The organism is Candidatus Pelagibacter sp. HIMB1521 (assembly GCF_052047875.1).
GTDB lineage: Bacteria > Pseudomonadota > Alphaproteobacteria > Pelagibacterales > Pelagibacteraceae > Pelagibacter.
The window spans coordinates 129,898-151,189 of sequence record NZ_JBNAIZ010000001.1; the positions used below are offsets into that span (position 1 = coordinate 129,898).

The 21,292-nt window shown below is 28.4% G+C and carries 14 protein-coding genes; 6 read left to right on the plus strand and 8 right to left on the minus strand.

Going from position 1 to position 21,292, the window contains the following annotated elements:
• The first annotated feature begins 36 nt into the window (after positions 1-36).
• Positions 37-7,155, plus strand: a complete 7,119-nt coding sequence (locus ACTTA5_RS00665) for an autotransporter-associated beta strand repeat-containing protein (RefSeq protein WP_440647101.1) — start codon at positions 37-39, stop codon at positions 7,153-7,155.
• On the opposite strand, the gene ACTTA5_RS00670 is transcribed toward ACTTA5_RS00665, so the two are convergent.
• Positions 7,152-7,988, minus strand: coding sequence for an AAA family ATPase (locus tag ACTTA5_RS00670; RefSeq protein WP_440618874.1), 837 nt, complete (start codon positions 7,986-7,988; stop codon positions 7,152-7,154). The two genes, ACTTA5_RS00665 and ACTTA5_RS00670, sit on opposite strands and share 4 nt — an antisense overlap.
• A 51-nt stretch (positions 7,989-8,039) precedes the next feature.
• Between ACTTA5_RS00670 and ACTTA5_RS00675 the strand changes: the two genes are divergently transcribed.
• Complete coding sequence (locus ACTTA5_RS00675) at positions 8,040-8,672, plus strand: hypothetical protein (RefSeq protein WP_440647103.1); 633 nt, start codon at positions 8,040-8,042, stop codon at positions 8,670-8,672.
• Positions 8,672-9,736 carry a putative zinc-binding metallopeptidase gene (locus ACTTA5_RS00680; RefSeq protein WP_440647105.1) on the plus strand — a complete coding sequence of 355 codons (1,065 nt, stop codon included), beginning with the start codon at positions 8,672-8,674 and terminating at the stop codon, positions 9,734-9,736. Before ACTTA5_RS00675 ends, ACTTA5_RS00680 begins: the two co-directional genes overlap by 1 nt.
• Here the strand turns inward: ACTTA5_RS00680 and ACTTA5_RS00685 are convergent.
• The 3 genes from ACTTA5_RS00685 to ACTTA5_RS00695 are packed head-to-tail and all read right to left on the minus strand — an operon-like array spanning position 9,733 to position 12,732.
• A complete protein-coding gene (locus tag ACTTA5_RS00685; protein WP_440647107.1) occupies positions 9,733-11,430 on the minus strand; it encodes a tetratricopeptide repeat protein in 1,698 nt (565 codons plus the stop codon). The genes ACTTA5_RS00680 and ACTTA5_RS00685 overlap by 4 nt on opposite strands.
• Before the next feature lie 33 nt (positions 11,431-11,463).
• Positions 11,464-12,219 carry a prepilin peptidase gene (locus ACTTA5_RS00690; RefSeq protein WP_440647109.1) on the minus strand — a complete coding sequence of 252 codons (756 nt, stop codon included), beginning with the start codon at positions 12,217-12,219 and terminating at the stop codon, positions 11,464-11,466.
• A complete protein-coding gene (locus tag ACTTA5_RS00695; protein ID WP_440647111.1) occupies positions 12,220-12,732 on the minus strand; it encodes an STAS domain-containing protein in 513 nt (170 codons plus the stop codon).
• Positions 12,733-12,770: 38 nt separating this feature from the next.
• Here ACTTA5_RS00695 and ACTTA5_RS00700 point away from each other — a divergent pair, with 38 nt between their 5' ends.
• Positions 12,771-13,544 carry a hypothetical protein gene (locus tag ACTTA5_RS00700; protein ID WP_440647113.1) on the plus strand — a complete coding sequence of 258 codons (774 nt, stop codon included), beginning with the start codon at positions 12,771-12,773 and terminating at the stop codon, positions 13,542-13,544.
• 9 nt (positions 13,545-13,553) lie between these two features.
• Here ACTTA5_RS00700 and ACTTA5_RS00705 read toward each other — a convergent pair whose 3' ends face one another.
• Positions 13,554-14,231: a hypothetical protein gene (locus tag ACTTA5_RS00705; RefSeq protein WP_075506340.1), complete on the minus strand. Its 678-nt coding sequence runs from the start codon at positions 14,229-14,231 to the stop codon at positions 13,554-13,556.
• A 67-nt stretch (positions 14,232-14,298) separates the two neighbouring features.
• Between ACTTA5_RS00705 and ACTTA5_RS00710 the strand changes: the two genes are divergently transcribed.
• Complete coding sequence (locus ACTTA5_RS00710) at positions 14,299-15,924, plus strand: hypothetical protein (protein WP_440647115.1); 1,626 nt, start codon at positions 14,299-14,301, stop codon at positions 15,922-15,924.
• Here ACTTA5_RS00710 and ACTTA5_RS00715 read toward each other — a convergent pair.
• On the minus strand, positions 15,913-16,620 hold the full coding sequence (locus tag ACTTA5_RS00715) for a glycosyltransferase (RefSeq protein WP_440647117.1): 708 nt from the start codon (positions 16,618-16,620) through the stop codon (positions 15,913-15,915). The two genes, ACTTA5_RS00710 and ACTTA5_RS00715, sit on opposite strands and share 12 nt — an antisense overlap.
• Positions 16,613-18,502 (minus strand): tetratricopeptide repeat protein, encoded by a 1,890-nt coding sequence (locus ACTTA5_RS00720; RefSeq protein ID WP_440647119.1) that lies wholly within the window; start codon positions 18,500-18,502, stop codon positions 16,613-16,615. Before ACTTA5_RS00720 ends, ACTTA5_RS00715 begins: the two co-directional genes overlap by 8 nt.
• Positions 18,503-18,747: 245 nt before the next feature.
• Between ACTTA5_RS00720 and ACTTA5_RS00725 the strand changes: the two genes are divergently transcribed.
• Positions 18,748-19,335 (plus strand): pilin, encoded by a 588-nt coding sequence (locus ACTTA5_RS00725; RefSeq protein WP_440647121.1) that lies wholly within the window; start codon positions 18,748-18,750, stop codon positions 19,333-19,335.
• Positions 19,336-19,363: 28 nt separating this feature from the next.
• On the opposite strand, the gene ACTTA5_RS00730 is transcribed toward ACTTA5_RS00725, so the two are convergent.
• Positions 19,364-21,220 carry a hypothetical protein gene (locus ACTTA5_RS00730; protein ID WP_440647123.1) on the minus strand — a complete coding sequence of 619 codons (1,857 nt, stop codon included), beginning with the start codon at positions 21,218-21,220 and terminating at the stop codon, positions 19,364-19,366.
• Positions 21,221-21,292 lie beyond the last annotated feature (72 nt).

Consider the following 21,292-nt stretch of genomic DNA (forward strand, 5'->3'; position numbering starts at 1 on the left):
ATAACTTTATTGGACTAATATTAATTTAAACTTTTAATGTTACCTAAATTTAAAAAAACTTTTCTAAATTTAAAAAAGGTTGGCGGTGTAGTTTTATTTTATTTATTTGTGTTTTCATTAGTTGGTGAGAGTTTAGCCAACACTATACCTGCAAATACTGACACTATAGAAAATAATAATCTTGATTTAAACGACAGTATAAAAGCAAATACTACTTATAATATTACAAATAACGCTGTTTATACTCTTAATGGAGAAATAATTAGTAACGGCTATGAATTAACTAAACAAGGAAACGGAACTTTAATTTTAAACGCAAATAATTCAAATTTTGTCAATGGAACCTTTAATATAGAAGGTGGTTTGATTGGTATTGGAGACGATGGCTCATTTGGAACTGTAAACATAAGTATAGAGGGTGGAGGAATATCATCATCAAATACATCATCTTTTTCGATTAATAATGATATTGATATAATAACATCAACAACAATTGGTGACACAACAAATAATGGTGCCTTAACTTTGGATGGCGATGTTTCAATTTCTGGAGGCAAACATACTGTTACATCAAATAGTAATAATACTTTAACTGGAGCTGTAAATCTTGGAGGTCAGAATATAACATTTGATACTTCAAGTGGAGTTACTTCAACTATATCTGGAGTAGTTAGTAATGGTAATGTAGTTAAATCTGGAAGTGGTACTTTAAAGTTAACTGGAACAAACACTCAATCCCAAACAGTTTTAAATGGAGGAATATTAGAGGTTGCAACTGATAGAGGTTTAGGAAGTGAACCTGGTAGTTTAGTTTCTGATAATATTAGAATTGTTGATGCAACTTTAAAATTTTCTAACACAGGTACAATTACTCTACATGCTAATAGAGGTATTACTTTAGCAAATAATAATGCAACGATTGAAGTAACAAATTCAGGTGCTAGGGTAAATTATTATGGTGATATAACGGGTAATTATAATTTAACAAAAACTGGTTCAGGTATTTTAGCTTTAGGTGCTGCTAATACTCATGATTTATCAGGAGATGTAACAGTAAGTGCTGGTCAAATGAGGTTTGTCAGTGGAACTTCAGATGCATATTCCTTTGATGTTATAGTTGCAAATGGAGCTAATGCGTCTGTAAATCATGATACTTTTGCTTCAGGAAATTCAATTACTGTTCAAAGTGGAGGTTCTTTAAATTTTTATCCAGGGACAGGTTCTGGAAGAACCTATAGCATGGACATAAGTTTAGCAGGTTCTGGGAATAATAATTTTAACAGTGGTACAGCAGCAACGTTAACATCTAGCCAGGATAGAAATACTACTTTAACTGGAACAGTAACTTTAACTGCAGACTCGAATGTATTGCATAAACCTAATTTAAATTCAGATGCGAGTAATAAGTTTATATTTGGTAATTCAAATGGTTCTGCTACTACTGCAATTAATTTAGGTAGCAACACCTTCACATTGCTTGCTGAAGGAACTAACACAAGAGAATATCAGTTTTTAGATCTAGTTACAGGAACTGGAACTTTAGATATTGACAGATATACAACAGCAGATTTTACTAGTGGAGAAGGAGGTTTTGCAGACACAGTAAATTTAGATGTTCAGGGAACTCTAAATATGGGTTCAAGTGACACTATAGCTTCACTTACAGGTACTTCTACAGGTTCAATAGATCTACAAAATACAACTCTAACAATAGACCAAGATACCAATACTACTTATGCCGGGGTAATTACAGATAGCACAGGAACAAGTTCTATTGTTAAGTCAGGAACAGGAACATTAACTTTAAGCGGAACAAACTCTTACAGCGGTAATACTACCCTTAATGCTGGAAACTTAAGTATTTCAGCAGATAACAATCTTGGGTCTGCACCAAGTTCTGCTGATACCGATAATATAATTTTTAATGGTGGTGGTTTAATAATAACCTCAGGAGTTACATTTGACTCTAATAGAGGGGTTACAATGACAGGTGCTGGAACAATAAATACAGCATCGTCAACAACATCAAATATTCAAGGTGTTATCACTGGCTCAGGTGCTTTAACTAAATCAGGTGATGGAACTTTAACCTTAAGTGCAACAAATACTAATACTGGAGATATTACAATTTCAGCTGGAACATTATACGTTCAAGGTCAGTTAGAAAGTGGAAATTATGATGGTGCAATTGCAAATTCAGGAACTTTTACAATAAACTCATCATCTAACCAAACTTTAGCAGGTGTGATTTCAGGAACAGGTGCTTTAAATAAATCAGGTAGCGGAACTTTAACTCTTTCAGGTACAAATACTTATTCTGGTTCAACAACTATTACAAATGGAACTATTAGTGTTTCAAGTTCAGCTAATTTAGGAGCAACTCCTGGCAGCGCAGATGGAGATAACATAATTTTTAATGGTGGAACTTTAAGTGCTACAAATGATTTTACTTTAGGTGCTAATAAAGGAATTACGTTAACTGGTAATGGTACAATTGAAGTAACATCATCCAATACAATGACCTTTGATGGTATCATTACAGATTCTGGTAATTTAACTAAATCTGGAAGTGGTACTTTAGTCTTGGGTGGAGCTAATCAAAATGATGGAACAATTACAGTAAATGCAGGTATTCTAGAAATATCTGATCAGTATTCTTTAGGGTCATCAAGTGGAGGAACAGTTGTTGCAGATGGTGCAAGTTTAAAAATAACTGATGCAATTACGATTACTAATGAGAGCTTAACATTAAATGGAAATGGTGTAAGTAATGGTGGTGCTTTACAAGCTGCAAATACTTCTGGAACAATAACATTATCAGGGAGTGCCACTACTCTTGGTTCTGATACTACAATAAATATTGATGACGGAAATTTAACATTTGGTGGTCGTTTAACAGCAGGAGACAACAATTATGATTTAACTATTACAGGTGGTGATGGAACAATTAGACCATCAGGTGGTTTAGTGTTGAATTCTGGAACTTTGACAATGTCAGCGACTGGTACATTTTTTGCAGAGAACAGCAGTACTTATTCTGGAGGTACTACAGTGACTGCTGGTGCCATTCAGTATGGAAATAATGATGCTTTTGGTACAGGCGCTATAACAATGACTGGAGGTAAATTTTATACATCAGATGCAAGTGATTTTACAATTGATGAGAATTTAAATTTACAGGGTTCAATAACTTTAGGAAATAGTGGAGATAGCAATACAATTACTTTTTCAGGAACCAATACTCTAACTGGAAATACTACCGCCAGTATTGATAGCGCTGTATCAATGGCAGCAATTGATGATGGATCTAACACTTATAATTTAATTAAATCTGGAAGTGGAACTTTAACTTTAACTGGATCAAATGGTTACGACGGTACTACTACCATCAGTGCTGGAACTTTAACTGTAACAGGAACTCTTGATAACAACACAGCAGTAGCAGTTTCAAGTGGTGCAATTTATGATGTTGATTCAAGTGATACCATTGCATCTGTGAGTGGTGCTGGAAATATCGAAATAGCAAGTTCTCAAACATTAACTGCTGGAGATAGTAATGATAAAACTTTGTCAGGTGTAATATCAGGTTCTGGAGGTTTAACTAAAGCGGGATCAGGAACTCAAACTTTAAGTGGTGCAAATACCTACTCTGGAGCTACGACTATTAATGCAGGAACCTTATCTGTAACTGGGTCATTGTCTGACAGTACTGGAGTAACAATTGCCTCTGGTGCAATTTATGATGTGGATGCAAGTGATACAGTTGCTTCAATTGGTGGAGCCGGAAATATTGAAATTGCTGGCTCACAAACTTTAACTTTTGGTGATGGAAATAATAAAACTTTATCTGGTGTAATATCAGGCTCTGGTGGATTAACTAAAGCTGGCTCTGGAACTCAAACTCTAAGTGGTAACAACACATTTTCAGGTTTAACAACTATTGATGCAGGAACATTGACTGTTTCAGGAACTTTATCAGATAGTACAGCAGTAACAGTTGCATCAGGTGCCACTTATGATGTTGATGCAAGTGATACCATCGCATCCGTAAGTGGAGCAGGAAATATTGAAATAGCAAGTAGTCAAATTCTTACAGCTGGGGATAGTAATGATAAAACTTTATCTGGAGTAATTTCGGGATCTGGTGGATTAACTAAAGCTGGCTCTAGTACTTATACTTTAAGCGGAACAAATACTTATACAGGTAACACAAATATTAATTCAGGAACTTTAATTGTTTCAGGTACTTTATCTGATAGCACTTCGGTAAGTGTTGCTTCTGGTGCAGTATATGACGTAGATGCAAGTGATACGGTTGCTTCAATAGAAGGAGCTGGAAATATTGAAATAGCAAGTTCACAAGTTCTAACTGCTGGTGACACAAACAATAAAACTGTTTCTGGTGTAATATCAGGATCTGGTGGATTAACAAAAGCTGGTTCTGGAACTCTTACTTTAAGTGGAACAAATACTTATTCAGGAAATACAACTATTTCAGCGGGTACAATTGATATAAGCGGACAATTAAACAGTGGATCGTACGCTGGTAATATATCAAATTCTGGTACACTAACTTTTAGTTCTTCAAATAATCAAACTTTATCCGGAACATTATCTGGTTCAGGAGATTTAAATAAATCTGGTTCAGGTGATTTAACTTTAACAGGAACAAATACTTTCACCGGAGATACAACATTAACTGCAGGCACTCTATATGTAGGAACAGCAAGCGATGGATCAAATACCATTATTCCAAGAGATATTAGTGTAGAGGGAGGTACATTAAGTGGAGGTGGTGTTATAGGGCGTAATGTTACATTTTCATCTACCGCAGGTACTTTAGCACCTGGAAATAGCATAGGCACTCTTACTATAACTGGTAACTTAACGCTATCTGCAGACGATACTACAAACATAGAATTTAATTCAACAACAGCAGACAAGATAGTAATTAATGGAAATACAGTACTTGCAGGAACTATTTCCTTATATCCTGAAGATACCACTTACTCAGACGTAACACATACAATTGTAGATGCTTCTGGAGGTGGAACATTTAATGGAACTTTTTCAACAGAGACAATGAATAATGAGAGTAATCTTAATGATGCTACTTGGGATATTGTTTATGATACTTCGGCAAAAACTGTTTCTTTACAAATTGCTGAAGCAGCTAGTACATGTAACATAAATTGCACGACAACAGTTTCATCATCAAAAGACATTGCAAAAGTTTTTGACAATGCAACTAGCGGAACATTAAAAGACGTGAAAGATGTTTTGGATAGCGCAACAGTTTCTTCAGTAAATACAGAATTAGATAAATTAAAAGGTACTGTTATTGCAACATCATCTATTCAATCAAATACTAATCATAATTATTTTAATAGAGCTGTTGCTAATACTACGTCTCTTTCAAATACAACCTTTGTAACAAATTTTACTTCTACAGCTAATGAGCTTACTTTAGCATCATTACAAGACCAAGGTTTATATGGAGATAAAAAAAGATACAGTGAATACTATGATTATAGTGATGTATCTGTTTTAGGTTTTATAAAAAATAATAAAAATAAATCATTTTTTGAAAGATTCGAGTCAGATGATAGTGCTTCATTTTTGAGAACTTTTGGAACAAATACTAAAAGAGATAATATTGGTGAAGGCTACACGGGATATAATTCTGATACGACAGGAATATTATTTGGAGAACAATTTAAAAAAGACGATATAAATTTTGATGGTTATTCAATTGGAATTTCAAAAACTGATACAACCTATAATGATAGTTATGGAGATGCTGAAATTTATTCAATGCATGCATCAATGTTTAAGCAAATAGATGATGAAGATTATGCATTTAATTTGTTAGGTAGCGCTTTTGTATCTAAGACTAACAGCAATAGAAATGTATCTGTATTTGGAACTTCAGTAGATGATAAGTATAAATCTGATTTTTATGATGTTGGTTTTAATTTAGAGGCTCAGCATATAGCGAAATATGATTTTAATGGTTATAAAATATCTCCATCTGCTAAAATAAATTATAGCTATATTTTCAAGGGAGATACAAAAGAAACAGGTGGTGATTTAGCATTAACAGTTGATAATGAAGATCTTTTTATCGTCAAACCTGAGGTTGGAATTTCAGTATCAAAAAACTTTTCTGAAAAAGATAATAAATTAAGTCAGTTGGAATTAGCAGCTTTTGTATCTAAAGATTATTTTATTGAAGGAACAGAAAATAAAGCAAGATTTGCATCTGGCTCTACTTTTAACCACGATTTACCAAGAGACAAAGAAGACTACTACTCTTTAGGGGTAGGGTATAATTTTCTTAATAAAGAGAATAACACAAGCCTAATGGCTAATGCATTTTTGTTAGAAAATACAAAAGAAGACATCAGCTCTAATATTTTTTCAATTACATTTAGAAAATTCTTTGGTGAATTTGCAAAAGGTAGAATACCAAGCGTGATTGCAAAAAAAGATATCCCAGTAAAATCTGATCAGGATAAAAATGATAATGAGGAACAAACTAAAGTAGTTTTAAAGAAAGATCCTCCTATAAAATCTGATAAAGATTTAGAACAGAGTAATGAAGTTATATCTAGCGATAATGAAATAGGAAAGGATGAAACTATCATAGCAACTTTTCCAGATCAAAATTTAAACAATGATATTAAAAAAGACGTTAAAGAAAAAATTAAAAATTTTGAGAAAAAAATTGAAATAGTTTTAAAAGAAAATCCAACAAAAGAGGAAGTTGAGGAAATTTATATCAGTTTAAACAATGAAATGAAAAATTCATCTAAAAGAGATCTAACTTTAGATGATGTTTATAATAATTTGTTTGCAAATTGTTATGCGGTAGAAAAAAATCTAACAAGATTAATTAATTATTATGATAAATTACAATTATACCAAATATTGGATAAATGTTCTCAGTTAAAAGATCCAAAAATACATTTAATCGCAAATAGGTTACATGATATTCAAATGGACGAAAGATCTGCTATTGAGATTTTATATTCAAGATATCTTAAAATTTTAAGTTACATTCCAATAGTAACTTTCATAGCATTAATCATTCTATTTTATGAAATTATTAGAAGATTTATTACTTATCGATATAAATCGAGAATTATAAGTTAAGAAAAATTATTGATAGTATTTTCAATATCTTCTTTTTTAATCATCATTAGATCTAATTTTGTTTTATTTTCTTTCTTATTCAATCTTACTGATTGAATTTGAATACAATTTTCAAAAAATCTTCTTAAATCTCTTGCATTAGAATAACGGTCACCAGTTATTTCTATAATTTTATTGCATGAATTTTTAATTGAAGCACTTGCATCATTTGCAATCATATATTTGTTGTCTCGACAAAGTTTGAAGAAGATCTGGTATAATTCTAGGTCATTATAATTTTCGAAAATTATATTTCTTTTAAACCTAGAAGCTAGACCAGCATTTGAAGAAATAAATTCTTTCATATTAGTTTCATAACCTGCCACAATAACTATCAATCTATCCCTGTAATCCTCCATAAACTTCAGTAATTCGTCAATTGCTTCTTGACCGTTGTCATTTGGATCTTTCTTATTTGATAAAGTATATGCTTCATCAATAAATAATACATTGTCTATTGCTTGATTAAACTTTTCTGCTGCTCTTTCTGCTGTTTTACCTTTCTCTGCTACAACTAAATCACTTCTGGTTACTTCTATCAGTTTCCCTCCAGCAATAATGCCTAAATCTCTATAAATATTTGCCAAAATTCTAGCCACTGTAGTTTTTCCTGTTCCTGGATTACCAGAAAAAATTAAATGGTAAGTAAGTGGCATTGCATCACCTAAACCTTGTTCTTTTCTATCCTTAGAATTTTGAAGAAAAGCCAATAAGTTTTCAACTTCTTCCTTTACTTTTTTTAGTCCAGGTAATCTTTTTATTTCATTCAGGTTTTTTTCGAGATCTTCACTCATTGATTTCTATTGAATTATAGTTAAAAATTAATTTAAGATGTTTTTATTTAAATGAAACTAATAATTCAAACAATTTTAATTTTATTTTTTTCATCTTCTTTGTTGTATTCTGGCGAGCCTGGAGATTTACCTGGAGAAGAACAAAAAAAGCCAGAAGAAATGTTTGATGAAAAACCCATTGAAAAAGAGGGTTTGGATGTTTCAAATATTACTGAATTATTGAAACCAAAAAATACAGAAGTTGTACTTCCTAAAAATAGGCTAGAGAAAATATTCAATCAGTTTTTTTTAGCTGAACTTAATAGGGATCAATTAAATATAATTGTTGAATGCGAAAACAATCTCGCAGAGGGAAAATGTTTTAAAGTAGAGCCAAATAAATTATCAAATCATTTTAACAATTATTACTTTTACACAAATTCTCAAAATCAAGTTTATTCAATAATTGCATTTAATAATAAAAGACAAGGTGACTTAAATAATTGCAAAGAGAAAATTTCTCTATGGAAAGATTATTTTAATAGTTATGATTTAATCGAAAAGGAACCTAAAGATAATTCTTTAAATTTCGTATTAACTGATGCTCCTCAAAAAAATAGTATTGAAATCTTTGCTTCTTGTTATGATGAACAATTTAGAGATATATCATCTAGTTTTAGTATTAAATTTTTCAAAAATGTTTAATGAGAATTTTTGTTATTCTCATACTAAGTGTCTTTATTCATAATCAATTATACGCTGGTAATATTACTCCTGAGGTAAGACAAGCTTACAAGGAAAGAACTGAATTTGTAAAAAAATATATATCCACGATAAAAGAGAATAGAAAAAAAAATAAAAAATTTAAGGGAAGTATAGTTGAAGCTGTTTCTGGGAGATTATACACCAGCTGGGGGACATTATCTCAATATGAGTTGGATCAAAAAGCTTTAAAAAATTGTAAAAGTGATGGTGAAATTGAATGTCTTGTGCGATTTAGAACACTTAAGAAAAATCTTAAATATAATAGATATGCAAAATATATTAATTCAAAATCAAGTTTAAAAGTTTTGGGTGAACATATTAGATCAAAAAAAAAATTTTCTTCAAAGGGGATAGATATCTTAATTAGTACTGAAAACTTTAAAAACAAAAATGATTTTTTTTGTGGTCAAACAAAGTCGAATTATAAAGATGTTATTAATAATCTTGTAAAAGAAATAAATGTCTATCCAGTATCTTTCTTACAAAATTCAGGACTAAAATATGTCATGATTTGTGAAAAAATTACTGACAAATCATTAGGGTTTGAGCCAGGTGGATTGGCACCAGGACATGTTGATCAATCACCTGGAGTTTTTTATTTGAACTTGTCAGCGGTTAATAAAATTAAAAATTCAAAAGCAAAAAAAGATTATATTAGAATTTTGTTCCATCACGAATTTTATCACATAATCGATTCTAAATTGTCTTTAATGCAATTAGATGAAGCTTGGGAAAAAATAAACAAAGTGGATTATTCTAATGATTTAATAACAGGGGGTATTGGAATAGATACATCTGTTGAAGGTTTTATTTCAGGTTATGCTAGAAATAATTCTGCAGAAGATAAAGCAGAATTATTTGCTTTTATGGTAGCTCAACATAAAGAATTTAAAAAAGCCATTGCTAAGGATGAAATATTATTAAAGAAATCAAAACTAATGATTTCAAGGCTTAAAGGAATTTCTAAAGAAATAGATAAAAGTTTTTGGAAAAAATTAAATTAAGATTTTCTTAAATCACTGATATTTTTAATTAGCTCTTGGCAATCTTTTTCCACCCTTGAAAATACATCCGACCAGTCTCCCTGTATTTTTTGGCGATAAATTCTAAAATTGTCATACCAAATAGTTTCATCTTTAGAATTTAACCATCGCCAATCAGAAACTTTTGGAAGTAATAACCAAGTTTGAGTACCAAGTGTTCCAGCCAAGTGAGCAATTGAGGTGTCAGTTGTAATAACTAGATCTAAATATTTTATAATTGCAGCTGTATCTACAAATTTTTTTGATCCTGTATCCATTAGTAAATCATAATTTACAATGTGTTCTTCCAACTGAAATTTTTCAATTTCGGAAACAGCGTTGCCTTTTTGCAAATTTATGAATGTAGCTAATGGATTCTTAACAATGCTCTTAAAACTATTTAAAGAAACTGAGTTATTAGCAACTCTAGGATTTAAACTGCTACCTTGCCAATTTAAACCAATTTTCACATTATCATTTACTTCGATAAGAGTTTCCCATTCCAGAAGTTTATTATCATTTATTTTTAGAGGTGATGGAAAAGGACAATTGCTATTAAGATCTGGTGTAAGTAAATAGATTAAATTTTGTAAGGGTATCCAATAATCATAATCATCATATTCACTTTCATTAGAAATAATTTCTTCTATAAAAACCATATCCTCAAAAAAATGATGCAGTTCTTCTTGGCACTGGAATATAATTTTACAATTTAGTTGGCTTAATGTTTCAAGATATCTCGAAAATTGTAAAGTATTACCTAATCCATTTTCTGCGATAATAAGAATTTTTTTATTCTCAATATTTTGACCATTCCAAATTAAATTTTTTTTATGAAGTACTGATTTAAAATTTTTATCTTCATATATTCTATGATGATATTCTTTAAAACCTTCTTCAAAATTTGACATTGATAAAAGAGTAGTTCCTAAATTAATTTTTGATTTATTAAAGTTAGGATTAAGTTCAATTGTTTTTCTATACATTTCAATTGCCTCAGAATATTTTCCAGCGTTTAGTAAAGTATTTGCAAAATTGAAATGTACTACATGAGAGTCTGGTTTAGCCTTAATCGCTCTTTGATGACAGATTATTGCATCTTCGTATTTATGCTGAAGATAGAATAAGTTCCCAAGGTTACTTAAAATGAAATGATTACTTGGATTATTTATAAGGCCTTGTTGATAAACTTTTATCGCTTCTTCATATTTTTGATCTTGTTTGTATAAAGTTGCAAGACTTAAGTAAGCCTTTATTTCTTTAGGATCTATTTTAATTACAGCCTTATAACATTCTACCGCTTTTTCTAAGTTTTTACTTTGTTCATATACTAGACCTAAACTTAAGTAACCATCAACATAAGTAGGGTCGTGAGCTAAAAGGTTTGTTAAAACTTTCTCGGCAGCAGAGTTATTATTTAATAAAAAAATATTTGTACCTAATCTATTAAGAGCTTTACGATCAAAGTTTCTATCTAGTGAAGAAAGATAATACCAAATAGATTTATCAAAATTGTTTTGTTTATAATGAATATCTCCTATTAAATTATAAATTTCATGATTGTTAGGATCATGTTTTAATAAATTACATGCATTCTGTTCAGCAAGACCATATTGTCTATTATCTAGTAATTGGTAATTTTTTTTTATGTTTTGAGCAACAAGAGATTTATTCATTTTTAAACGAATCAGTTATCTAACAATATATCTTTAAATCCAATTATAAAAGACTGATCCTAGATATGGATATAGTGCTGAAGCTATGACAATAAAACACCCGTATGGAATTTGAAAATCTTTATCTTTTTTGTAAATATAAATAATCATTAGACCAACAATAGCCCCAGTAATTGCTGAGCTTGCTAAAATTAAATAAATTGATTTTATTCCAAGCCAAATACCAACCATTAAAAATAATTTTGCATCTCCTAACCCCATACCTTCAACTTTTCTAATTTTAAAGAATAAAAATCTAATAATATAAATAATTAAATAGCCAACTATCCCGCCAATGATAGAGCTTAATATACTCACATCAAAAGGATTAAACTTGAAAAAGGTAAAAACTAACCCGAGAACAGAAAGTGGAATTGTGATTTTATCTAAAATTAAATAATATTTAAAATCAGTAAAAAAAATTATTAATAAACCTGAATAAAAAATAATATAAGCTAAAGTTTTAAAACTAATTCCGTGTAAACTATAAGCGTAGACAAATAAGCATGCCGTTAAAATCTCTACTATAAGATAACTTACACTTATTTTACTTTTGCAATTTTTACATTCACCAAGATTAGCTATGTATGAGATGATTGGAACGTTGAGATAAAAAGGTATTTTATATTTACAAGTTGTGCAAAATGATCGTTTTGCGACAACATCTAAATCATTAGGAAGTCTATATATACAGACATTATAAAAACTACCAAAGATTGATCCAATAATAAACAGAGAAAGGGTAAGCACTTACCTTTTAAATTTTATTTTATCTCCATCGTCATCATCTCTTTTGATGCTAGGGTTTGTTTCCTCAGTTTCTTTGTTTTCTGTTTCTGCATTCTCAGATTGTTGTTGAGGTTCTTCGTTTGGAGCAAGATCCACGTTCTCACTTGCTTGAGGCTCAGGTTCTTGAATTGTTTCTGGCTCTGAACTTACTTCAGCTGCATTTGTACCAGTTACATTTTTAATTTTAAAAATTTTATCTAAGTGAGCTAATTTAATTACTTTCATGACCTCATTGCTCACATCAGTTAGAAAAAATTCTTTTGATTTACTTTTTGAAAGTTGCATACCTTCAACTAATGCAGCTATACCTGAAGAGTCTATGTAGTTCACCTTTGACAGCTGAACTTCAATTGTCTTAACATTATCAATTAAATCTTTTATATTATCTCTTAATTCGGGTGAACTATCTAAATCAACTTCACCAGTAACAAACAATTTTCCTACATTTCCATTAATTTTTTGTTCGATAGACATATGTATTTTTTTATATTATTAGTTTTAAATTACAACATATGATTATCGACTGTATTTGCGGAAAAAAAAAATTTAAGTTAGCTGACGGAGTTATGCCACAACAGGGCTCAAAAGTTAGATGTGGCTCATGTTCTGAGGTATGGTTTTATCATCCAGATCAAGGAAACAATCCAATCAATCAAGATGATAATGTTAATGAAGAGCAAAATTCATTAATAGAAAATGAGAATGATATTGGAGAAAATAAAGAAATTGATGATTTAGCTGCAACAACTCAATCTGAAGTACAAGAAACTGAAAATGTAAATCAAACATCTAGTTTAGAAGACCCAGAAGATTTATTGTCCACTCCTGAAGATAAATTGTCTGAGGAGGAAGTTGGAAATGAAAACCTTGATGAAATAAAAAAAGAAAACCCAGAGAGCATTTCAAACTTTAAAATATTTACAGATGAAGATCAAAATGATCTTCCATCAAAAGAAGAAATGGATAAAAATTTAGATGAATACAAAGTTGATAGAGATAAAAATCTAAATTTTTTTCAAAAATTATTTAAAAAAGATAGAATTAAAGAGGCAAAAAAATCTTTAGAAAAAGAGCAGCAACTACAAGAACAATCTGAGCAACAGTTAAATAAAGGAAGAAGAGCAAGATTGCTCACTTATCTACTTTTATTGTTATTGATAGTTTTTTCTGTTTTAATTGTTCCATTTAGAGATCAGGTAGGAATGGCATTTCCAATTATGGAAAGTTATCTAGAGTTTTTAATACCTATGTATGATTATATTAAAGGACCTTTAGGACTAAGTTAGGTAGATACTTTAATTTTCAGTTTCTTGCTTTTCCTTTTCAGCTAATTTTTCTTCTTCAGCCTTAAATATTTCAATTATTTTTGACTTATCTTTTAATAATTTTTCTTTACCAGGAAAAACATAAACTCCGATTTTTCCACTAGCTAGTACTTTATCAGAGTTAGCATTCTCTCTAGAAATTTTTTCCTCGATAATATTTATTTTAAATTCACTTTCTGCAATTTTGTTTTTTAAATAAGTTAAGTTTTGAAAAGTACTTAAGAACTGATACTCAATGTAATTAATTGAATATTTCTCACCTAATGGATCGGCTTGACTTTCATTTAAGCTATTAATTTGCACATTAAATTCACTTGCAATTCCTGAAATAGAATTTTTGAAATTTTGAAATTCAGTTGGAGACATAAACATCATTATTTCTTTAATGTATTCATATTCACTTTTATTCACATCTTTACCAACTTTAGCCATTTCAATAATGATTTTGTCAGACTCTTCTTGGATACTCCCTGTATTAGCTAAAAGTTTGCTTTGCTTAGAAAGTTGAAGTGAAGTGTAAATTTCACCTATCAAAAATGCCAAAAAAGCAAAAATCATTACGGTAAAACCTACGACAACAAATTTTGATTTATCTTTAATAGATTCGTCTTCGACTGTTTTTGATTTATTTTTTCCTAATCCAAACATTATAAATTTTTACTATCATTTATAGATTTGATAAACTGTAAATGATTCGTACGTATAAATTTATTATATGAAAAAAACTCCAATTTACATCAAAAAAACTCTTGATGAAATTAGGCTTGAGTTACTAAAAGATAAAAAACTTAAACTATCAAGACAGCTTTATGTGCAAAAACTCAAGGAAATTTTCAACGATCAAGTAATTGATCTTAAGGATGGCATGGAAGCAAAGATGTCATCAACAGGAACAGATAAAACCGTTGTAGTTTCATCGTCTCAAGATACAACCGCAAAACCAAAATCAACTCCAAGAAGTAATAATAGTGAAAAAATTATTTTTCTTAATAATGAAATTGTTGATCAAAATTTAAGCGAAGTAGATGAAGCTAATAATGATTTGTCTAATTTTGGAAATGTTGATGAAAATATTATTGAACTCAAAGATGAAGTTGCTGACATTAATAATCAAAAAATAATAGATTTAATTGAAGAAGTAGATGATATCATTAATCTAACTGATGAAGTTGCAGAAACTGTTGTCAATGCTCAAGAAGCTGATTATGAAAAATCTGCAAATGGTGAGGTAATTAAAGAAGAAGTAAAAAGTTCTCAAATATTCTCTAACGAACAGTTGGAGATGTTAAATGCAAAAATAAACGATTTAGATCTAAGTAGTTCTGAACTTACAGAAAAATTAGATGAGTTATTAAATCAGAAAAACCTATTCTCTGAAAAATTTAATGATGAACTTGATACAAAACTAACTGAGGCACTTACCAGATCAGAAGAAAGCATTGAAAATAAACTTAATAACATTAACGAAAGTTACCACCAAGAGTTTGAAAAATATGAAGACGAAGCAAACAAAAATTTTGCAAATTTAGAGGATCAAATCGGTAATTTAAATAATCAGTTTGATGATATCCAAAATAATATCAATTCTATTTCAACTAAAATAGATGATAGCATTAGACAATTGAATGATCCTCAAAAATTAAATGAAAATGTAAATTTAGAAAAACGATTTGAAGATAAAATAAATGATTTAAAAGATTACAATTTAAAAATCGAAAATTCATTAAATAGTCTAAATAATAAAATTGATGAAACTTTAGACAACATCTCAACTTATAGAAACGAAGCCAGTCAAAAAATTGAAGAGTTAAATCAAAAAGTTCAAAATATAGAGCCGGAGTTGTTTAACAAAATTGAAGAAAAACAAAAAAACAAAAGCGAGTCTGAAAAACTTCAAGATAAATTTGATCAAATGTCAAAAATTATGGATATGCAAAATATGAGAATGTTGCAGATGTATCACTCATCTGAGCTGCAACATAGCCACTCTATACTGCAAAAAAATATGGAAGCCAAAACTACAGTGCCAGAGCAAAAATCTTTTAATCCAGAATTAATTTCAGAAGAAATAAAAAAAGAATTTTTCCCAAAAATTCAAAAAGAAATGGATAAACAATTCAACTTGTTAAAAGAACAACTATCTGAGTATGAAATAAAAAGTATTTTAGATAAAATTGGTTCTACAGATTTAAACAAAGAATTTAAAAAACCAATTAAAAAATTTTCAAATTTAGTTGATGCAAAAAAATATGTTAAAAATTCAATTTCAAAAAAATCAAGAGAATGGATAAAACATAATGAGTTTATGATTGATGAAATTGCAAAAAAATTAATAGGTTAGAAATTTTTTTATCAAACTAATTATATAAAAATTAATTAATATCAGCAAAATTTTAGTATTCATTTTACTTTCACTCTTATAACGTCTGTTAAAATTTATTGGAACATCTTTAGCTTTCAATTTTGTTTTTGAGTTAATTAATATATCAGCTAGGATTTTAAATCCCTTACCAAAAAATCTTTTCTTGTTTTTTAGATAAATATCCTTTTTAAATAGAAAAAAACCACTCATTGGATCTTTTGTTTGAATATTAAAAATTTTAAAAAAAAATATTAAAAATATTGAAGCAAATCTTCTTGTCTCAGATAAACCTTTATTTTTTCTCGATGTTAGTTTTCGAGCTCCTATAACAATATCCTGTCCTTTGTTAAATTCCTTAAGCATCTGAGGAATATATTTCGGATCATGTTGCATATCGGCGTCTAAAATAAGAATATTTTTATATTTAGATTTGTTAATCCCATCAAAACAAGATTGGGTAAGATCTCTCTTTTTCTTTCTTAAGATTGGATTAAAAAATTTGTATTTTTTAGATAAATTTAAGAGTATTTTTTTACTTTGATCAGTTGAATTATCATCAACGAAAATAATTTCAAATTTAGTTTTTTTTGTATGCTCAATGATTTTTAAAGTTAAAGGTTCAATATTTTTTTCTTCATTGAGTGCAGGAGAAATTATGCTTAATTCATTACTCATTTGTATTAGCAATTAAATTATTAGCTGTTTCTCTTAAAAAAGGATTTATTTCAATAGCATCCTTATATAATTGTGTAGCCTCTTTATTTAGTCCAAGTTTTTTAAGCGTTATAGCTGCATTGTAAAGTGCTGTTGCGTGCAGGGGGTTAATTACATTTGCTGTTTTAAAATTTTCTAAGGCTTTGTCATAGTTTTTTTGATAAAAATTAATTTTTCCAAGTTCAAAATATAAGTCATCAATTGGTGGATCTAAAAATGTAACTTTTTTCCCTGAAGCTTCTAATTGCTTCTTAATTTTATCATATTGTTTAAAAATTTTTTTTATTTCATTTTCAGCTTTTTGATATTCTTCATTAAAAACATAAAATCTTGCTAATTTAAAAATTCCATAAGGTTTATCTTTAAATTGTTTTTCAAATTCGTCTTCAAAAAATTTAATGCCCACCTCGTTTTCTTCGTGAATGAAATATCTTAAAAATTCCAATATAACTTCGTCAAATTTAGTGTTTAATTGATAAAATTGATAAAGATTAAACTTATAAGCCGTCCAGTCATTATTTTTTACAGCATTTCTCATTGGAACCGAAAATGAATATCTATGAACATTTTTAGGACTTTTCTCATCTGTTTCAGTCATAAAAGTATAGTTATCAATATAAACTTTGCTTCTGTCATACAAAATAAAAATGCAAGAAAATAGTATTAAACAATAAAAACTCAGAGCTAATGTTTTTTTGTAAAGATGATTAGATAAATTTTTTAAAATCCAAAAAAATATTATTGAAATTGCAACAACTGATGAATATTGATATCTCTCAGCTAAATTTGAAATTAGTGGAAAACCTTTATCAACCATTCCAAAAATAACAGGCAATGTTAAACTTGCAATGATCCAAAAAACACTAATTAATAGAATTGGATCTTTCTTATTAAAAAATAAATATGTCGCAAAGATTGAATAAATTATGAAGAGAGTAAATAAAATAATGGCTAAATTTAAGTCATAGTTTGTTGCATAAACATAAATATGTTCAAAAGGATAAAATAATCCAATTAAATAAAATTTTGATGAAGTAAAAAAATAAAATAATAAATCATTAAAACTGTCGTAGAAAAAAATATCATTTTTCTCAGTGAAAACGCTTCTTAAATAATAGTAAACAAAAAATGTTACACATAGTAGAATAAAAACATCAAAATTTTTTTTAAAATTTTCTTTTAAATTTATTTGATGAAAATTGAGTAAAAAGATTGTTAGTGGAATTAAACCAGCTAAATAGATGGTCATTAGTTTTGAACATAATGATAGAAAAAATAATAATGCTATAAATAAATAATTAATTAATTTTTTATCGTAGGCATTGTTTAGACAATAAATAAAAGTTAAAAGTCCAAAGAATAATGCTAAACTTTCATTACGAGTCGTTATATTAAAAATAATTTGTGAAGTAATAGGGTGAAATAAAAATATTAAAGAACTTAGAAAAATTAAAATATTATCTCTTAAATTATTCTCAATTCTTAAAATTTTCTTTATGAATAAATAAACTAAAAAACTATTTGTTACGTGCAAAAAAATATTTGTGAATTTAGCTATTTTTGTATTTAATATTTCAATCCCACTAAAGTTAAATAAAAAGGTTAAAAAATTATCCAATTCATGTGTTAAAAAATACACAGGATAAAAATGAAATTTTGCATATAAAAAACTAGAGATAAGTTTTGCATCTCCAGGGGATCTTGTGAATTGATCTAGTAAAGCATCATCATCGTAGGTTCTTCCATAATCTAGTGTGTGTTTAAAAAAAAATAAAAAAAGACTAAATGCAATTAGATAAATGCAATACTCAAATATCTTATTTTGTGAGTTTGTTAGCTTCATATTTTTCTTAATAATTGAGTTTTAAATAATTTAAACTGCAATAAATTTAATTATTAATTTATCAATTTGTGAATCTGCCACTAAGTTTTTTCTTAATATTCCATGTATAATACCCCCAAAATGGGTGCATAAAAAATTTAAATAGCTATTTAATTAAGGTATTTTTTATAGTTTACATAGTAAAGAATATTGGTAGAAGAGCTTCATATATATATATAATTCTAGAATATAGGAAAAACATAATTATGAAAAAAACACTACAAAAAGGTTTCTCACTTGTAGAGCTTCTAGTTGTTGTTGCAATTATTGGAGTTTTAGCAGGTGTTGGAATTGTGGGTTATCAAAGTTACACTGACTCTGCAAAAAGTAGAGTTGCGGTAGCTAACTTTAACTCAGTAAAAAGATTTGTTGAAACAGAGCTAACTCTGCTTAACAACAATATCCAAACGGTTTCTGGAGCAATAAGCGCTGGATCTGATTGTTCTTCTCTTCAGGCATACACTGTTTACAGTGATAACCTAGGAGACTTTATCAAGGGACTAACTTGTTACTTTGGTACTGATGGATATGGTAATGCGTTTAAAAACCCATATGATGCTGCAGGTGGAAATCAAATTGTTTACAATTCTGCTGCTGCTAACGTTAAAAAGGGTCAGATTAACATAGCTCATTTTACAGCTGCAGATTATACGATAAATGGTGCGGTAATTCCTGCAGGCGGATTATTCTCATCTGGTGGAACTTCAGGATATTTTTACGTGGAATATTACACTGCAGATGGTGCAGCAGGAAGTGAAGGAGAATATAAAGCTAAAGAATTTCAACTTAAATAAGTTAAAATTAAAATTTAAAAAAACCCCTCTAATATTTATTAGAGGGGTTTTTTTTTATTCTGTAAATTGTCCAAAAAAAGAAGATAGTAAAAATAAAAATTAACGTAAATATACTTAAATAATTAAAAAATATTTGAAGTTTTAAATGTTTAAATTCAAAAGGTTCATAATTTAAAAACTTTATTAGTTCGTCTTTTTGATCAATTTTAAATAAGAAGTTTTTCTCACAATTATTTCCTTCTGGATTTAAATAACATGAGGGATTAATAAAATTTAAATTTTCATTTACTGCAAGTAAAGGGTTGCCTTGATAAAATCTTAACTTAAGTTTTTTTTCAGTATTTAATGTCTTGGTGTCATTTTCGTCAGAGCCATCATATATTTTGTATTCATTAAATTTTATTTTTGAAACTATAGGTTTAAGTAATTTTAAATCATAGCCCAAAATAGGAAAATAACAGTATTGAATAGACTGATTATTTAAAAAATAATGATGCTCATAAGGACGAGAATAATTAGTTTCATCATTAACAATTGAAAGAACTTTTTCGATTTTAAAATCGTCAACGTTATCTTTTGTAACATTATAATTAAGCAGTATATCTAATTCTGAATATCTAAAAACTTTATTTAATTTATTTCTATCAAACGAAATATTTTGAATAATAACAATTGATATAAATAAAAATGTTATCAAATTGTATTTTTTAAAAGAAATCTTATCAAACATCATTGCTGCAAGGATTGAAAATAACAGGACAAATGGAGTAAGCTTTCTAAGTGACAGCCAGTCTGTCGTCATAAAAGGAATTTTTCCAACTAAAGAACCAAGAAATGTATTAGAGAAATTTAATAAAATTAGTACAAAAACTGCAATTAATAGTACAAAACTAAATAATAACTTAAATTTATCCTTTGTAATTTCTGGAATACTTCTTAAGTAAAAAACTAGAATTATTAAAGGTAAAATTGATAAGTTAAATGACAATTCTTCAATTGATAAAAGAACATCAAATTTAGCAACATCATTTCCAATAGCCTCTCTAGGTGACAAGAAAAAGAAATCAAAAAATGCAGAAATAAAATGTCGAATACTCTTAAAGTATAGAACTGATACTTCTCGTTCTAATTCACCAACAAATGACCATCCAGCATAAATTTTTGAAGATGAAATCATTAGACCAATTAAAACAGCCACTGATACATGTAATATAATCTTAAAATTTTTGAAATTGATTAGGTGTAATATTGTTAGAAAAAAAATAAAAATTAAGATTTCAATAACAATTCTAGTTCCACCACTGTGCATGATGATTGCAAAGATTAACCCAGCACATGAGATTAAAAATAATGAAGATATTTTATTTCGATTATTTAAGGATATAGCGCATAAGAAGAAAAAAAATGGAACTACATAATATAAACCCCAAGCAATATGACCAGACAAATAATGAAAAGCAAAACAATGGTTAAACAAAAATATTGTTGAACCAATTAAAGACGCATTATTAGATAGTTTAAAAATATTTCTTAAAACTAAGAAAAAACCACAAAAACCAATTAATGAATATAAAAAGAAAATAACTTTGAATGTAGTTAATGGTTTTAAAAACAAAAATAAAAATTGAACTGGCGAATAAAATTCTGATTCTGGGTTTGAATACAACGGCAATCCACAACAAACATGTGGAGTAAACCAAGGAACATCCAATTCATTTTTAAAAAACCAGATTTTACCAAATATTAACCTTGATAATGCAGATTGAAAATCAAAATGGTGTTTTTCAAAATCTAAATAGGATAGGAAAATAATCTGATGAATTAAAAAGATTAAAACTCCTGATAAAAATAATATTAGTTTTGTTTTATTTTTTAAAATAAGCATATTTTAATATTTTTATATTTATCTCATAAAAATTCTTTATTGAAACTTTGAAATCTTTACTAAACTTAAGCT

What these genes read in the sequence shown, in the direction of transcription:
- ACTTA5_RS00665 (WP_440647101.1), top strand. Translation starts at nt 37, where the DNA reads ATGTTACCTAAATTTAAAAAAACTTTTCTAAATTTAAAAAAGGTTGGC.
- ACTTA5_RS00670 (WP_440618874.1), bottom strand. Translation starts at nt 7,988, where the DNA reads ATGAGTGAAGATCTCGAAAAAAACCTGAATGAAATAAAAAGATTACCT.
- ACTTA5_RS00675 (WP_440647103.1), top strand. Translation starts at nt 8,040, where the DNA reads ATGAAACTAATAATTCAAACAATTTTAATTTTATTTTTTTCATCTTCT.
- ACTTA5_RS00680 (WP_440647105.1), top strand. Translation starts at nt 8,672, where the DNA reads ATGAGAATTTTTGTTATTCTCATACTAAGTGTCTTTATTCATAATCAA.
- ACTTA5_RS00685 (WP_440647107.1), bottom strand. Translation starts at nt 11,430, where the DNA reads ATGAATAAATCTCTTGTTGCTCAAAACATAAAAAAAAATTACCAATTA.
- ACTTA5_RS00695 (WP_440647111.1), bottom strand. Translation starts at nt 12,732, where the DNA reads ATGTCTATCGAACAAAAAATTAATGGAAATGTAGGAAAATTGTTTGTT.
- ACTTA5_RS00700 (WP_440647113.1), top strand. Translation starts at nt 12,771, where the DNA reads ATGATTATCGACTGTATTTGCGGAAAAAAAAAATTTAAGTTAGCTGAC.
- ACTTA5_RS00705 (WP_075506340.1), bottom strand. Translation starts at nt 14,231, where the DNA reads ATGTTTGGATTAGGAAAAAATAAATCAAAAACAGTCGAAGACGAATCT.
- ACTTA5_RS00710 (WP_440647115.1), top strand. Translation starts at nt 14,299, where the DNA reads ATGAAAAAAACTCCAATTTACATCAAAAAAACTCTTGATGAAATTAGG.
- ACTTA5_RS00715 (WP_440647117.1), bottom strand. Translation starts at nt 16,620, where the DNA reads ATGAGTAATGAATTAAGCATAATTTCTCCTGCACTCAATGAAGAAAAA.
- ACTTA5_RS00720 (WP_440647119.1), bottom strand. Translation starts at nt 18,502, where the DNA reads ATGAAGCTAACAAACTCACAAAATAAGATATTTGAGTATTGCATTTAT.
- ACTTA5_RS00725 (WP_440647121.1), top strand. Translation starts at nt 18,748, where the DNA reads ATGAAAAAAACACTACAAAAAGGTTTCTCACTTGTAGAGCTTCTAGTT.
- ACTTA5_RS00730 (WP_440647123.1), bottom strand. Translation starts at nt 21,220, where the DNA reads ATGCTTATTTTAAAAAATAAAACAAAACTAATATTATTTTTATCAGGA.